Origin of the sequence: Proteiniphilum sp. UBA5384 (assembly GCF_002410825.1) — a bacterium.
Classification (GTDB): domain Bacteria; phylum Bacteroidota; class Bacteroidia; order Bacteroidales; family Dysgonomonadaceae; genus Proteiniphilum.
In genome coordinates, this window is sequence record NZ_DHOS01000070.1 from 12014 (window position 1) to 28182 (window position 16169).

At 43.7% G+C, this 16169-nt stretch carries 13 protein-coding genes; 6 read left to right on the forward strand and 7 right to left on the reverse strand.

Features of this window, described 5'->3' with window-relative positions:
- Positions 1 to 39: 39 nt before the first annotated feature.
- Both B4G81_RS13550 and B4G81_RS13555 read right to left on the reverse strand, forming a co-directional pair.
- Positions 40 to 1293 carry a carboxypeptidase-like regulatory domain-containing protein gene (locus tag B4G81_RS13550; RefSeq protein WP_294083380.1) on the reverse strand — a complete coding sequence of 418 codons (1254 nt, stop codon included), beginning with the start codon at positions 1291 to 1293 and terminating at the stop codon, positions 40 to 42.
- Between the two features lie 71 nt (positions 1294 to 1364).
- The gene (locus B4G81_RS13555) at positions 1365 to 1952 is read right to left on the reverse strand and encodes an RNA polymerase sigma factor (RefSeq protein ID WP_294083385.1); all 588 of its coding nucleotides are present in this window, start codon (positions 1950 to 1952) and stop codon (positions 1365 to 1367) included.
- Between the two features lie 178 nt (positions 1953 to 2130).
- Between B4G81_RS13555 and B4G81_RS13560 the strand changes: the two genes are divergently transcribed.
- Positions 2131 to 4026 (forward strand): vWA domain-containing protein, encoded by a 1896-nt coding sequence (locus B4G81_RS13560; protein ID WP_294083386.1) that lies wholly within the window; start codon positions 2131 to 2133, stop codon positions 4024 to 4026.
- On the opposite strand, the gene B4G81_RS13565 is transcribed toward B4G81_RS13560, so the two are convergent.
- Positions 3986 to 4888: an aldo/keto reductase gene (locus B4G81_RS13565; RefSeq protein ID WP_294083388.1), complete on the reverse strand. Its 903-nt coding sequence runs from the start codon at positions 4886 to 4888 to the stop codon at positions 3986 to 3988. The genes B4G81_RS13560 and B4G81_RS13565 overlap by 41 nt on opposite strands.
- Before the next feature lie 219 nt (positions 4889 to 5107).
- Here B4G81_RS13565 and B4G81_RS13570 point away from each other — a divergent pair, with 219 nt between their 5' ends.
- Positions 5108 to 5683: a DUF4256 domain-containing protein gene (locus B4G81_RS13570; protein WP_294083390.1), complete on the forward strand. Its 576-nt coding sequence runs from the start codon at positions 5108 to 5110 to the stop codon at positions 5681 to 5683.
- 42 nt (positions 5684 to 5725) lie between these two features.
- Here B4G81_RS13570 and B4G81_RS13575 read toward each other — a convergent pair whose 3' ends face one another.
- Positions 5726 to 6019 (reverse strand): hypothetical protein, encoded by a 294-nt coding sequence (locus B4G81_RS13575; protein WP_294083392.1) that lies wholly within the window; start codon positions 6017 to 6019, stop codon positions 5726 to 5728.
- A gap of 117 nt (positions 6020 to 6136) precedes the next feature.
- Between B4G81_RS13575 and istA the strand changes: the two genes are divergently transcribed.
- Complete coding sequence (istA, locus tag B4G81_RS13580; RefSeq protein WP_294083394.1) at positions 6137 to 7732, forward strand: IS21 family transposase; 1596 nt, start codon at positions 6137 to 6139, stop codon at positions 7730 to 7732.
- A complete protein-coding gene (locus tag B4G81_RS13585) occupies positions 7729 to 7884 on the forward strand; it encodes an ATP-binding protein (protein WP_294083396.1) in 156 nt (51 codons plus the stop codon). The genes istA and B4G81_RS13585 overlap by 4 nt, the downstream gene beginning before the upstream one ends.
- Before the next feature lie 680 nt (positions 7885 to 8564).
- Here the strand turns inward: B4G81_RS13585 and B4G81_RS13590 are convergent.
- The 3 genes from B4G81_RS13590 to B4G81_RS13600 form a co-directional block, all read right to left on the reverse strand.
- Entirely contained in the window at positions 8565 to 9698 is a 1134-nt protein-coding gene (locus B4G81_RS13590; RefSeq protein WP_294083398.1) for a hypothetical protein, read from the reverse strand.
- A gap of 169 nt (positions 9699 to 9867) precedes the next feature.
- On the reverse strand, positions 9868 to 10683 hold the full coding sequence (locus B4G81_RS13595) for an N-acyl homoserine lactonase family protein (RefSeq protein ID WP_294083400.1): 816 nt from the start codon (positions 10681 to 10683) through the stop codon (positions 9868 to 9870).
- Between the two features lie 197 nt (positions 10684 to 10880).
- Positions 10881 to 11942 (reverse strand): linear amide C-N hydrolase, encoded by a 1062-nt coding sequence (locus B4G81_RS13600; protein WP_294083402.1) that lies wholly within the window; start codon positions 11940 to 11942, stop codon positions 10881 to 10883.
- Between the two features lie 248 nt (positions 11943 to 12190).
- On the opposite strand from B4G81_RS13600, the gene B4G81_RS13605 reads away from it, so the two are divergent.
- Together B4G81_RS13605 and clpB are read left to right on the forward strand one after the other, a co-directional pair.
- A complete protein-coding gene (locus B4G81_RS13605) occupies positions 12191 to 13261 on the forward strand; it encodes a tyrosine-type recombinase/integrase (RefSeq protein WP_294083405.1) in 1071 nt (356 codons plus the stop codon).
- Between the two features lie 274 nt (positions 13262 to 13535).
- Positions 13536 to 16124, forward strand: coding sequence for an ATP-dependent chaperone ClpB (gene clpB, locus B4G81_RS13610; protein WP_294083407.1), 2589 nt, complete (start codon positions 13536 to 13538; stop codon positions 16122 to 16124).
- Positions 16125 to 16169 lie beyond the last annotated feature (45 nt).

Here is a 16169-nt window from a genome sequence, read left to right on the forward strand (position 1 = left end):
ACATAGTTATAGCCTTTTTGTGTGGGCGGGCAAGCATGACTAAGGCAATTCAATCTGTAAACTTATTTTTCTGTTTATTTTCGACCAAGGAGGGGATCCCAGCAAAAGCCTTTTAATTTCATAGTCCAACGCAGGGCAGGAATTTTCCTTGATGTCGATATTTGCCGGCCGTCCTATCGGATCGATGAAAAATTCGACAACAATGATGATTTTTTGTCCCTCACAAATCCCTTTGTCATAGTTTTCAATGAAATATTGCCTGAACTCTTCTTCCCCGAATATTTCTCCCGCTGTTACCGATGAAGCGGATCTGGCGAACAATCTCTTTTTTTGGACGCCGTATCCTATCACAACCGTTTCGTTCAGTGCCATCTCATTGGCTTTCATCGTGATATCCCCCGCGTCTTCCTTTAACGGGATTTCCGTCTCTTTCATTCCGATATAGGAGGCCAGAAGTGTTCCTTGTGCCTCTTTTGGAACGGTCAACCGGAAGTTTCCTGCTGTATCGGAAACAGTGCCGCTAAGGGTGTTCGGGAGTTGGATTATGGCACCCGCGAGAGGCTCGCCCGTTTCATCCACTATCCGCCCGGAAATGAATAATTTGTCCGACTGAGGTATTGATGGGGATATTCCCCTGATTCGGATGTTCTTGTCTTGCTCCCGCTCTGAAACAGCAATTCCTGCAACACGGCCGGCCAATGTTTCCACAATATTCCTTTGCGGTTCTTTGATGAGCATTTTTTCTGCTACGTCATCCTGAACGGTTGACAGCCGGAGCTCTTTATCCGGGGCACTTACACGATTTTCAGGGACTTCAAAAACTTCGGCAACCGGTTTGATGATTTCCGGATATGTTTCAGCGGGAAGGGAAGAGGAAGGTGTTTGCTTTGCTTTAGGTGTCGTATCATCCTCTTTTTTCGGTTCGAAATTATAGGCGGCCAGGACCGTATCTTTTTGAAGTAAAGGAGTCGTAATCTCTTTTTTCTGTTGAATGATATCGGACGATAGTCCGGTTATTTCTTCTTTTGTATAGGGTTTGTAAAGGAGGAGAGGAGTGCCGATAAGTAATATCATTACTGCTGCCACAGCCCATATCCACATCGTTTTATTGATGCGTTTTTTCGGTGAGGAAAGACGTTTTTCCAGATTTTCGATTACAGATAGATGGCCTCCTTCCACCGAATCGTAGCCGTCGATGGCATCCTGCAGGAAAGGATCATCCATAGCCTTCCTTTCCAGTTCGTTGGCTGCTTTCCCCTGCCGTTGTCCCCGTATGTAATCTTTTAAATTCACTCCGTTATCTTTATCTCCAGTATATTCACATTTTTCCCACGAATCCGATTGGGTAATTGATATCAGCAGAACTATTCTATCTTCAATACCCTTGTAATGCAATTCTTTAAATTCCGCTTTCCATTCTGGATATAGCTTTTCACTTTCTCGAGCGTATATCCGGTAATGGAAACGATATCGGCATACGATTTGTTTTCGTAATAAAAATATTCGATGCTCTTCCGTTGTTCCTCGACCAATTCACTCATACAGAACATCAATGCCGACTCTTCTTCATCCGACTTCTCCTTATCTAATAGAGTGAAAAAATCACCGTTTTCCATAACCATATCATCAATTTTTACAAAAAATGATTGCTTCGCTTTTCGTAAACGTAGCAGACAATGGTTTTTCGCTACACTGTAAAGCCATGTATGAAAATTCTGTATATCATATCGCTTAATCTTTTGTGACACTTCCTCAAAGATATCCATTACTGCATCCTGCGCCTCGTCTTCATCACCAAGGTATTTCAGACATAAACCGTATACCATCGGTATATAACGGCGGTATAGCTCACCGAAATAATCTGGTTGCTTTTCTTCTTTACAAAGAACAAACAACTCATCGTTTGATAGTGCAGTTATATCGCCTCTGTTTTTCAATTCTTTACCTGTCATTCGTGAGAAAAACCCATACAAAATTAAAAAATTATTCTTTCGATTATGGAATTCGGCGCATAATTGTATCTATAAAGTGGAAAGGTGGGAGACTAGGAGACTGGGGGAGTGGGAGAGAGGGGAGAGTGAAACATCTGTAAATAAATGAAAATCAGCAAATCATCAAATCAATTAAAGTATGAAGACAACAATTCAACAAATCAGTTTGACGCTCTTGGTAGCGGTGGTGTCATTATCGGTTTCCGCACAGGAAATGGTTGTGAAAGGAAAAGTATATGATGTCCAGGATAAATCGCCATTGATCGGTGCCACCGTTTTGGAAAAAGGAACCCATAACGGCACGGTGACGGATATGAACGGTGAGTTCAGCCTCAAAACCCGAAAAGGTAAAATATTGCAATTTCACTACATCGGGTATACATTCAAAGAAGTAAAAGTGGAGAGTGAATGGATGGAAGTCTGTTTACAGCAGGACGTAGCGCTATTGGAAGAGATGGTTGTCATCGGTTATGGGACACAAAATAAAGTGAGAAACATAACCGGAGCGGTTACGTCATTATTCCAGGGTCGTGCTGCTGGTATCCAGATACGGGGAAGGTCACAATACGATGCGGCAGTGTTCCCCGGATATCCATATATTGTGCGGGAAGCCAATACAGAAGAGTATGAATCATTCAGGGAGAACCGTTTTTTATCCGCTGAAAAGCAACCGTTATCCACTTTCTCGCTTGATGTGGATGCCGCTTCATACGGCAATATCCGGCGCATGGTCAACCAGGGACAAATGCCGCCAAAAGACGCCGTGAGAGTGGAAGAGATGGTCAACTATTTCAGTTATAATTATCCGCAACCTACGGACGGACATCCGGTAAGGATTGTCACTGAAACGGCTGTTTGCCCGTGGAATAAAGGACATCGGCTACTGCGTATCGGCGTGAAAGCAAAAGAGATTCCATCGGAAACTTTGCCGGCAAGCAACTTTGTCTTCCTGATCGATGTGTCGGGCTCCATGTACAGCGCTGATAAATTGCCTCTCGTGAAATCATCTATGAAGCTGCTGGTAAATAATTTGCGGCCGCAGGACCATGTGGCGATTGTAACTTATGCAGGAGCTGCAGGCGAAGTGTTGCCGTCGACAAGCGGAGCAGACAAGCAGAAGATCATGGATGCTCTGGAAGGCTTACAGGCCGGAGGTTCTACCGCCGGGGGGGACGGAATTCAATTGGCATACAAGATCGCCGGGAAGAATTTTGTGAAAGAGGGGAACAACCGGGTAATCCTGTGTACCGATGGTGATTTTAACGTGGGAGTATCCACAACGGAAGAATTGGAATCGTTGATCGAAGCCAAGCGTAAAAGCGGTATTTTCCTGACTGTCCTCGGGTATGGAATGGGGAACTACAAGGACAACAAGCTCCAGACTCTTGCACAGAAAGGCAATGGAAACCATGCTTATATCGATAATCTGCAGGAAGCCAACAAAGTGGTAGTGAACGAATTTGGGAGCACGATGCATACCATTGCAAAGGATGTGAAAATCCAGGTGGAATTCAATCCCGCATTCGTCAATGCTTACCGCCTTATCGGTTACGAAAGCAGGCTGCTCGACGATGAGGATTTCAACGATGACCTGAAAGACGCGGGAGAATTGGGCCCCGGCCACACTGTGACAGCACTCTATGAGATTGTCCCCGTGGGTGTGGAAGCACCTGTGGGCAGCGTGGATCCATTGAAATACCAATCTTCAGAAAAAGAAACGGTCACATCTAAGTTTACTAACAACAAAGAGTTGCTGACCGTAAAACTCCGTTACAAGAAACCGGATGAAGAGGTAAGTCGCAAAATGGAAATACCCGTATTGGCAAAGGATTTAGATAAGAATCCATCGGAAGAGCTGAATTTTATCATGTCGGTCGCCATGTTCGGACAATTGTTGCGTGATTCTGATTTCAAAGGCGATGCCACTTATGCAAAAGTGGTTGAGCTTGCCCGCAAAGGCCTGAATGATGATCCGAATGGCTACCGTCGCGAATTTATCCGTCTGCTCGAAGCGGTGGAGCAGTTGGAGAAGTGAATTTGAGTCCTGTGGAGTTTTCAATTCTGTCCGGCCATATATTGGGCAGTTCTCCACTAAATCCCATTTCCGGAAGCTCGTCTATCTGTTGCATCTCTTCTTCTGATAATGCAAAATCAAAAATATTGATATTTTCTTCGATTCGTTGAAGGGTGGTTGATTTCGGAATTACAATCACTTCGTGCTGGATTACCCAACGCAAACAAACTTGGGAAACTGATTTACTGTGCTTTTCTGCAATTGTTTTTAATGTTTCATTGCCAAAAACTTTTCCCCTTGCCAAGGGTGACCACGACTCAACGGTAATGCCATTCTCTTTACAAAAGGCAGTCAATCCGGGTTGCCAGTAACCGGGGTGAAATTCAATCTGATTAACCGCGGGAATTATGTTTGCAGTTTGAAAGAGTGCTTCTAAATGCTCTTGCCAAAAATTGCTTACGCCAATAGATTTTATTCTTCCCTCAACTTGTAGTTCTTCCATGGCACGCCAACTATCCGCATTTGCTTTTTGCCAGTTGGTGTAATTTCTTGCATTGGCCGGCCAGTGTATTAAATATAAATCGACATAAGTCAAGCCCAATTTTTTGAGCGATAGTTCAAGCGCTTTTTTTGTTTCTTTGTATCCTAAATTCTCTCGCCACAATTTTGTTGTGACGATGATTTCTTCGCGGCCAATTCCACTTTCAGCTATTCCTTTACCAACATCTTCCTCATTGTTGTAAGCAGCGGCTGTGTCAATCAACCTGTAACCTACTGCCAAGGCATTCTTTACTGATTGAACGCCATCTTCTTTCACGGACTTGTAGGTGCCAAAACCTATAATGGGTACCCTGTTCCCGTCATTTAAAACTATTTCTTTCATATCTCCGATAGTTAGAGCCAACGTGCAAATTCTGTTACCTGCTCATTTCTTTAAACATTGCATGAATAGCTATAGGGCGATCTTCTTCCAACAAACTTTTTGCAACGCTTCCCATGAGGTTAAACAATCTAATTGAATAAATTGTTGAATGAATGGCACATTGAGAATAAGCTCCCAGTCGGTCAAGTGAGATTACAGTCAATTATTAAAAATCAAGAAATGAAAAAATCAACCGGTAACACTATGAAATTGTCTCAGGAAAGGAAAGACGAATTATTCGATATACTACAAGGTCGCTTTGAGAAGAATATGGGCAGGCATAAAGGGTTGGAGTGGAATAAGCTGCAAATGAAACTTGAAAGCAATCCCGAAAAAATTTGGTCTTTGAATGAAATGGAGGAAACAGGAGGCGAACCGGATGTGATAGGGGTTGATCGGGAAACCGGCGAATATCTCTTTTGCGACTGTGTCCCCGAAAGCCCCAAAGGGCGGCGGAGTCTCTGTTACGACCCGGAAGCGCTGGCTTCACGGAAAGAGCATAAGCCTCAGGGCAGCGCGGTGGAAATGGCTTCCAGGATGAAAATCGAGCTATTGACGGAAGATCAGTATATGAAACTGCAGGAATTAGGGAAATTCGACACGAAGACCTCCAGTTGGATCATTACCCCTCCGGACATCAGGCGACTGGGTGGTGCGCTCTTTGGAAATTGGCACTTCGGCAGGGTGTTTATTTATCACAATGGCGCCGAATCATATTATAGCTCAAGGGGTTTCCGAGGGTTGCTACGGGTGTAGCTGTTTCAAAAATTGTTTCGGATCTTATTGTCTGTTTGTTGTTCATTTTTTCAGTTGTTCTTCCAAATATTTTTCTAATGTCGTGAGAAGTCTTATCGTATTGTTTGGTCGTTCGGGAATAGTTTTATTATCAATAACAGCTTGTGTCATATCCGAAAGGTTTGTCGCCGTGTTTTCCGTAAAGCCAACTGACAAAAGCATTTCTTTCCATTTGTATTGTGGTATGGATTGAACAGTTACCTTTTTGTTGAGTAATTTTGATAATGTATTTGCCACGTTGGAAAATTCATAGCGCAGTGACCCCGTTCGCCAGTCGTCGTTGACCCTCTTGACCATTTTATCATTGACCCTTTCCGCCAAAATAAAAATGCCCCTGTCAGGTTTAATACTTGACAGGGGTTTTTATGTAATTTCGGTTTTCGTCTTGGCCGACGGTATAAAACTGATAATAGAATGACAAAATTAAAAAATGTTCTCCGTTGCTACGCAATGGGAATGGGAATAAAAGGCATAAGCGGTGCCTTTGAGCTGTCCCGCAACACAGTGCGAAAGTATGTCCGGGCATACCAGGATAGCGGTCTTCCCCTTGAGAAAGTGTTAGCCATGTCCGACGAGCATCTTCATGAGATGTTTGTTGGTAGTAAATCACGTGTCAGAGAGCCTTCGCATCGCCGGGCAGAGTTGGATGCTCTGCTTCCGGAGTACGCCTCGCTCCTGAGCAGAAAAGGCGTCACGGTGCGCGAGCTCTTCGAAGAGTATGAACGCCAACACCCCGACGGTTACCGTCATGCGAATTTCGGCATCCTGCTGCGCCGATATATGCTCCAAACTAAGGTAATAGGTCATGTGGAACACTATGCCGGAGACCAGATGTACATCGACTTTGCCGGAAACCGTCTCGAGGTGACGGATGCCGTCACAAGCGAAGTAAAAAGAGTGGAAGTGTTCGTTGCTATCCTGCCGTGCAGCCATTATAGCTACTGCGAAGCAGTATGGTCGCAACGCAAGGAAGATCTTATCGGAGCTTGCCAGAACGCGCTGCATTTCTATGGTGGTGCCCCCATGGCAATAGTGCCTGATAACCTGAAGTCGGCAGTTACCCGCAGTGACCGCAATAAGCCGGTTATCAACGAAGAGTTCGCAGCCTTCGCCGAACACTACGGCTGCGCGGTATATCCTGCCCGTGTGCGCCATCCCAAGGACAAAGCACTCGTGGAGAACGCTGTCAAACTGATGTACCGTTCCGTTTATGCCGACATCGAAGGGTTGACGTTCCATGACCTGGTCTCCCTGAACAACGCCATACGGGTCTCACTTGATAAGTTCAACGATCGGCGCATGGCATCGCGCAAGCATTCCCCTCGCCAGCTGTTCGAGCAGACGGAGGCTGGATATCTGCGTCCTCTTCCGGCTATAGGCTACCAGATGAAAGAGCGCAAAACGGTAACGGTCATGCGTAACAGCTACGTCACGCTTCTCAAGCACCACTACAGCGTACCCAAAGAGTATATCGGCAAACGTGTGGACATCGTATATGACGCTGAAACACTGGATATTTTCCATGGACTCAGACACGTGGCCACGCATCACCGTGACGACACTCCTTATGGTTACACGCAGAAGCCCTCGCACAATCTGCCCGGCCGTCACGGCAGCTACGAGAAAGATATTGACGAGATCTTTGAGCGGGCCGCTTCCATCGACAACATCGTACTGGTATACCTGAAGGAGGTGGCTGTTCATAAGAAGTATCCGCCCATAGCGTTCCGTAGCTGTCGCGGCATTCTTTCGCTTGAAAAAAAGTTCGGGCTGGAACGGCTTGTAGCAGCGTGTGCATGCGCATCACAAGCGCGTCTTTACGGATATCAGGACGTGCTCGACATTCTGGAAAAGGGGGATGACGCCGACTTCCTGCCATCTGCCGACGATTGTGACACAGGCGGAGAGGCGCCGGTACTCCCACGCCATAAAAACATCCGCGGACGCGACTACTTCTCAAAATCAATCATATCAAACAACTTAAAAAAAGACAATAATGGAAACAAATGAAAAGACGGCACCTATCACTATCGAAAAAGACCGTAACAGACTGGTATGCTCTCTTCAAAAATGAGCTCATTGCAGAAGCTTGCCTCGACAGGATCATCCACAAAGCAACACGTCTCCAACTAAAAGGAGAGAGTCTAAGAAAAAAGTATTAACTTCGTAGCGAATATCTGTCTTTACTCGCTAAAAAGTGAACGGGTATCACCGGAACACTGAACGGGTATCGTCCGGAATAAGTAACTATATTCCTTTTTATGGGGAATATAGCTGAAAATCATCAAAAGTGTCCCAGTATGCTCCGGTTTTTAGAGCCGAGGCTCACTGCGCCAACGTTTTGCGCCGGTACCACTGTCCCAGTATGCTCCGGTTTCTTGTGCGGTATGGCATCGAAAACGGCTTTTGTCCCAGTATGCTCCGGTTTTTGAGAGCAGATACCCAATATCGAATCTGCAAATCACTGATAATCAATTATGACTCTCAGTACAAAAATGCCTGTTTCGACTCAGATTTAAGACCTTTATACTGTCCCAGTATACTCCGGTCTCTCCAGTCAGCATCACCGGAATATGCATACGGGGCAATATAGAAAATTTTTAGAGGGTCAACGACGACTTGGCGAACGGGGTCACTGCGCTATGGATTTTCCACATTCCACAAAGTTACAATTTTTATTCTTGAGTGAGGTTTTTTGTTGTCGGTTTTTGTCTGTTCGTTGATGTTGGCACGGTCGCTGGTGGCATTGTGCATAACGCCTGGCGGCTTGGCGCAGGGCGGAGGAACACAAATGTTTGCGCGGGTGTGAACGCTTGAAAGTCCGACAGGACTTTCTGCGGGCTTACACCCCGCCTTGTGCCAAACCGCTTGTTAGGCATAGGTTATATTTCTCTTTGAGTTCTTTCGTTATAAATTCTTTGAGTTTTTTCTTTGTTATTCCCTTAAAATCCATTTCAAAAAAGTTTTCTACTTCTTTTTTCGAAAATCTAATCGGTGAATCTAATTTGTTTTTCGAGGATAAATGAGCTGTGTCTCTTAATGTGTCATAATAGGCTCTCTGGGCAATTCTACCTCCTATAAAGTTAAAGTTTTCCTTTCTTTTTATATACCCCGATTCTTTTGCATTAACGTCTATTAGCCAAATAATGAAATCATTAAAGGTTTCGGGCAGTTCCTCCACTTTTGCACTTATTCTATGTTTCTTTAAAACGTAATCTTGAAAATATGTGAGATTATTACATAACCCAAGTTGTTCGGTCAAATACTCGTTTTCAATAATTCGTAACAAACAAAGAATTGATTCCTTTCGAGCAGGTGTAAAGTGTTGTTCTTCATCAAATTCTACAATACGGCTTCCGATTTTCGGGTGATTATATATTAATCCATCAATATTATGAGCTATGCTACTAGTAGAGAATTTATTTTGAGAATTTAATCTTTTTAGTATTTCAGAATAGCAATTATTTACGGATTCTTCAAATTCAAAATCAATATAATTTTTTGATAAAAAAACGAGATCCGAATTGATTGGTTTTCCTATGCTCTTAGAATACAAATAATCTTCTCCAACTACCTCTGCTAACGCTATAAAAAAAGAATCCTCATCTTTTAGTTGTGTTTTACTTGTTCTTGTTTTGTTAAGTATCAAAGGCTCGTTATTTGAAGTATTTCTCGGCGTAGAAGTTTCTTTATTCGATTGTTCTATTTTTGAAAACTCAATCAATAATGCAACTGCTGGCGATTGCACCCTTCCGCCAATATATTTTTTAGCTTCGCCTGTTTTTGTAATGTCATTCCCATTTAGATAAAAATCAAGCAATTCATCAATATAAATCTTTTCAATTTTTATGTTTCCTTCCCTTACAAACTCTATAACATTACCATTTACTTTAATTGAATGATAACTAGCTCCCCCTGTTTTACTTTTGACAGATTTAATCTTCGATAATTTTTCTTTGAATTCAACTCTATTCATAAACATTCTCTTTTGTACAACTTGTGCCTAACGTTTTGGCAGCTTTGCGTTCGGGCGGGATTTTCAACCGAAAATTCCGAGCGAGCGACAAAGCGTAAATTTAAGAAAAAATGTCGAACGGAAACGTTCGACCCGCCTGACGCAAAACTGCTTGTTAGTGGCTGTTTTTTCATAATTCAATTGTGTGTGGTTTTATGTCTGTGTCGTGGTTTGCAATAACTTCTATACAATTTTGTTGTTGGCTCATTTGTCTTACCCATTCCAAAGAACTAATTACTTTTTTCTTGTCAACCATAACGCCTGGCATTATCATTTGTTCCCACGATTTTTTGGCGTAACCCGTGTCGGCACACAGCAACACAAATTTTCCGTTGTTTTGAACGATTGTAGAAGCAAGTCCCATTGTATGTCCGGGCGTACTGACAAAAACAACGCTGTCGTCTCCAAACAAGTCAAACGCTAATTTTTCGTTTCCGTAATTTGATTGTTGGAATTTAAAAGTGTCAAATTTTACTCCGTCCCACATTGACGGAACATAAGCAATTTTGTTTTTCTGAGTGTCAAGAATTTCTATGTCGCTAACCAAAATTTTCTTTGCTTCTTTTACCAATTTCATACCACTTGCGTGGTCGCTGTGCAAATGACTCATTACTAAAAAGTCAATGTCGCTTGGTTTCAGTCCACGTTGTTCTAATTGTTCGGTAATTGCTTGTCCTTTTGGCAAGTCGGCTTTGTTGATGATATAATGTAAGAAACCCAAATGTTTCTTTTGGTCTGTTCTTACGTCTGTGTGCCAACCTGTGTCAATTAAAACAAGTCCTTTTGGGTGTTCTATTAAATACGCTGAAACAGGAAGCCACGTTTGGTGTCTTTTGCTTCGCAAAATTCCTGTGTAAGAAAATGGGTTGATTGTCTTTTCGTGAAATGGCAGTGAACTGTCAACTCTTACTTGTCCGCAATGTAAAACGTGAATTTTTATGCTCATTTCTGTTATCAATTTGTCTGGTTGCGTGTCGCTCGGAAATAGCCACTAACGTTTTGGGTATTGCCGAAGGCGGGGATTTTTAGCACAAAAGTTCAATAGAAGAACGAATGTTGAACCTTGTACTAATGTCCAATCGAAGCCGTTCAGCCCCGCTTTTGGCAATACCATGTTAGCTGCTCGTACAGTTCATCCTATTGTTAAATTCCTTGAAACACAAATGGTTTTGTAACTACAAATTTATTGGATGTTTCACCAGCATAAACTTGTTGTTTGTCCAAAGAGAGTTTTTTTACCTTTCCCGTTGATTGGCTGAAGTCCAAATTTTTAAAATCTACCCATACCGCATTGGGACTGAGTGCATCTTCAAAATAGTAAACCATATTCTTTTGGTCGGCGACTATTCTCCATCTGGTTGTCGATAAATTAGGGAATCCTTCTGTGGAAATTCCATAAGGAACAGAACAATTTCTTATTACACTGAATACACTTGCTACGGCAACTCGAGTATTGTCGGTTTGTGGAATTGCGTCGATATAATAAGATGCACGTACAAATCTATCGGCAGCTCTATTGGTGCCTGGAAGGAAAATTTTGCCTGGTATTTCTTTCCAATATTCATTTATGGCCAATTGTTCCTCAAAGATTGGGTCATTGGTCATAACCGTATAGGAAGGGTCGTGATGAATAAACAATTTTCCGTTGATGTATTCAAGGATTGCATTGTCTCCTGTTGGGTCGGACAATGAGAGGTGTATAGTCGTATATTTATCTGTTCCGGGAATAAAGTCCGTAACCACGACAAATTCTTCTTTTCTGAATTGTTCAACCGCTTCTTTCACGGTTGCAAAATTATCCAAAGCGTATTGCGCCCATAGTGATACTGCAAGCCCTTTGGTGTTACTATCTTTTACAAATGGTGGGTACTTTGAATTGTTCAACCATAACATATTCGCATTAAGTCCTTTTTCGTTCATCCCGTCAGAAACTGCAATATCCCACGAACTGACAACAATGCTTCCGTATTTGGAAGTCCACTTAACTGTGTTTGTTCCGGTTTGTCCCTCTCGTTTTATGCCACGCGGGAATTGCCATAAATTTGCGGGTATCTCCATTGAAAAGTCCATACTTCGAGCAGTGATAATAGTACCGTTTGGACCTTTATATACAACTCTAGTACAGGCTTCTGACCTTGTTGAAATGGTCAGAGTCACTATTGCAATGATAGCAGATAACGTGGTTTTGAAAAATAATTGTTTCATATACTCCTTATTTTAATTATAGTTATTTTTGATTGGTGTTGTCATTGTATGGCAGCTAACGCACAAATATACGCAATAATATTAAAAAACAATCATTTGTTTCAATAAAAATTAAAATGGGTTTTACATCTATGTGAATCAGTTGATTGAAAACAGATATTTTGTTGCGTATTTCGAATTATTATACTATCTTTCAACTCCAACAGAGATTTAAAAGTGGATGTTTAACATATCTGAAATACGCAGTTATGGATTTTAGAGATAAAAGATATCATTTTGAGCCGGGTGAATATAACGGCAAGCAGGTGATTTGGATTAGGTTCGAAAAAGACAACCAACTTATCTCCTATCTGCGCAATCATACAAAAGCAAGATGGTCGGCATCGAAGAAATCATGGTATGTTACCGATAACCGATATTATCGTGAGTTATTTGGTTTGAAGCCGGTGATTGCCGGTAAAGAAGTACTGAGCAAAATTCATGCTAAAAACCTACCAGCTCTAAAACGGTTTCAGGAACAGATAATACTGAAAGGATACAGCGAAAATACGCTTAGAACCTATACATTGGAATTTGCTCAATTGCTGTACATCCTTAAATCGTATCCGGTCAATGAGCTTACTCCTGATCGGTTACGTGGTTATTTTCTTTATTGTCACCGGACACTGAAATTGTCGGAAAGTGAAATCCATAGCCGTATCAACGCAATAAAATTCTACTATGAACAAGTGTTACACCGCGAGAAAATGTTCTTTGATATTCCACGTCCCAAAAAACCGCAGACACTTCCAAAAATGCTCAATAAGAAAGAAGTGCAAAAAATTATTGAAGTTACCCAAAATCCGAAACATAAACTGATGTTGAAACTTGCTTATGGTATGGGGTTACGTGTCAGCGAACTGGTCAGCCTGAAAATTTCGGATATCGACAGTACCGCCATGTTAGTCCGAATAGAACAGGGTAAAGGGAAAAAAGACCGTGTGGTTCCCCTCCCGGAATCAGTACTTGAAGATATGCGAAGTTATTATAAGGACTATCGTCCTAAAATATATTTCTTCGAAGGACAGGATGGAGGGCAATATTCCATCCGGAGTGCCCAACAAGTTTTTAAATCGGGATTAAAAAAGGCTGGAATCAAAAAACAAATCGGCATACATGGGCTGCGCCACAGTTATGCCACACACCTGTTGGAAACCGGTACAGATATACGTTTTATCAAAGATTTGCTTGGCCACCAATCTGTTAAAACGACCGAAATCTATACACACGTGACCGACCTGTCGAAGTCAAAAATAAAAAGTCCGCTCGATTCACTGTAAGAATATGTATAGCGGAATAAGCCAGGCTGCATAAATATGGCTTGCCAGACCGAGTAACACAAATAGATGAAAAACGGTATGGACAAATTCCCTTTTGGCCGTGGCGTATATGATCGCTCCTGCCAAAAAGTCAGAGGATATGTTTTGGCAAAGATTTTGACGACACTATGATAGAAATAACGTGAGGCAGGTTTGGATCTCCCCATCCAATAATATGTGGAACTTTTAACTGGTTGTCACGTTTATCAATAAGAAAAGAAAGGAGACAATATATATGAACTTTAATAATTTTACAATAAAAGCGCAGGAGGCGGTACAGAAGGCGATTGACTTGGCGCAGGGCAACAGCCAGCAGATGATTGAGCCGGCCCACCTGCTCAAAGGAGTGATGATGGTGGGTGAAAATGTAACCGGTTTTTTGTTCCAGAAACTGGGTGTGAATCCCCAAAACCTGGAGAGGGTGCTCGATAAGGAGATCGAGTCGTTTCCTCGTGTATCCGGGGGCGAGCCGATGTTGAGCCGGGAGACGAATGCGGTGTTCCAGAAAGCTACCGGTTTCACCAGCAAGATGGGCGACCAGTTCGTGTCGCTGGAACATCTGCTGTTGGCGATACTGGATGAAAAGAACAGTGCTTCGCAGATGATGAAAGATGCGGGTATCTCGCTGAACCAATTGCAGGCTGCCATACAGGACCTGCGCAAGGGGGAGAAGGTGACCAGCCAGTCGGCGGAGGACACTTACCAGTCGCTGGGCAAATATGCGGTGAACCTTACGGAACGGGCGCGTAACGGTAAACTCGATCCGGTGATCGGGAGGGATGAGGAGATCCGCCGTGTGCTGCAGATACTGAGCCGGCGTACCAAGAACAATCCTATCCTTATCGGTGAGCCGGGAACGGGTAAGACGGCCATTGCAGAAGGGTTGGCATACCGTATCGTGCGGGGTGATGTGCCGGAAAACCTCAAAAGCAAACAGATATACTCTCTGGATATGGGAGCACTGATTGCCGGTGCGAAATACAAGGGTGAATTCGAGGAGCGGTTGAAATCGGTAATCAACGAAGTGGTGAAGTCGGAAGGGGAGATTATCCTTTTCATCGATGAAATCCATACATTAGTCGGTGCCGGAAAGAGCGAAGGAGCGATGGATGCAGCCAATATCCTGAAACCGGCGTTGGCGCGTGGAGAGCTGCGTGCTATCGGTGCTACCACGCTGGATGAATACCAGAAATATTTCGAGAAGGATAAAGCGCTGGAACGCCGTTTCCAGACGGTGATGGTGGATGAACCGAGTGAATCGGACAGCATCTCGATCCTTCGTGGGTTGAAGGAGCGGTATGAAAACCACCATAAGGTGCGTATCAAAGACGAAGCGATTATTGCTGCCGTACAACTTTCAAGCCGTTATATCACCGACCGGTTCCTGCCCGACAAGGCAATCGACCTGATGGACGAGGCGGCTGCCAAACTGCGTATGGAGGTAGACTCCGTTCCAGAAGAGCTGGATGAAATCATGCGCAAGATCAAGCAGTTGGAGATAGAACGTGAAGCAATACGTCGTGAAAACGATACCCAGAAAGAGGAGTTGCTTACCAGGCAGATCGAAGACCTGAAGGCGGAGGAATCGGAATACAAAGCCAAATGGCAATCCGAAAAAGAGATCATCAATAAAATACAACAAGACAAGATTGATATTGAAAATGCCAAGTTCGAGGCAGAACGTGCCGAACGTGAAGGCGATTACGGCAAGGTGGCCGAGTTGCGCTACGGAACGATCAAGGAGAAGGAGAGCGAGATAGAAGCGCTGCAACAGCAGTTACACGAACGCCAGGGTGGCCGTGCGATGATCAAGGAAGAAGTGGACGCGGAAGATATTGCCGATGTGGTATCGCGGTGGACGGGTATTCCCGTAAGCAAGATGATGCAGAGCGAACGGGAGAAACTGCTTCATCTCGAAGACGAACTTCATAAGCGTGTGGTCGGCCAGGATGAAGCCATCACTGCCGTGGCAGATGCCGTGCGTCGTAACCGCGCCGGGTTGAGCGACCCGAAACGGCCGGTCGGCTCTTTCATATTCTTAGGGACGACAGGTGTGGGTAAGACCGAATTGGCAAAAGCATTGGCAGAGTACCTATTCGATGACGAGAATATGATGACCCGTATCGATATGAGCGAGTACCAGGAGAAATTCAGCGCCACGCGATTGATCGGTGCGCCTCCGGGATATGTGGGATACGATGAAGGGGGACAACTTACCGAAGCCATCCGCCGCAAACCTTATTCAGTCGTACTGTTCGACGAAATAGAAAAAGCGCATCCCGATGTGTTCAATATTCTCCTGCAGGTGCTGGATGATGGGCGGTTGACTGATAACAAGGGTAGGGTGGTGAACTTCAAGAACACGATCATTATCATGACCTCCAATATGGGATCGAACCTGATCCGTGAGAATTTCGAAAGGATCACTCCTGCCAATAGGGACGAAATCATCGATAAGACCCGGAATCAGGTGATGGATATGCTGAAAAAGACGATCCGTCCGGAATTCCTGAACAGGATTGATGATATCATCATGTTTGCACCGTTGACAGAGGATGAAATTGAACAGATTGTTCGCATACAGCTCAATGGAGTGGAGAAGATGTTGTCGGAAAACGGTATTGAGTTGAAATATACTGATGAAGCGGTCAGAAGTATTTCAGCAGCAGGTTTTGACCCTGAGTTTGGAGCTCGCCCCGTAAAGCGATTGATCCAGCGGAAAGTACTCAATCAACTCTCAAAAGACTTACTTGCCGGACAAGTGGACAAGACCAAGCCGATTACCATCGATGCGATAGACGATACGGTATTTTTTAGAAATTAATTCTTCAAGATCTCAGCTTATGACCGGGGCACCCGTTTGTGAATC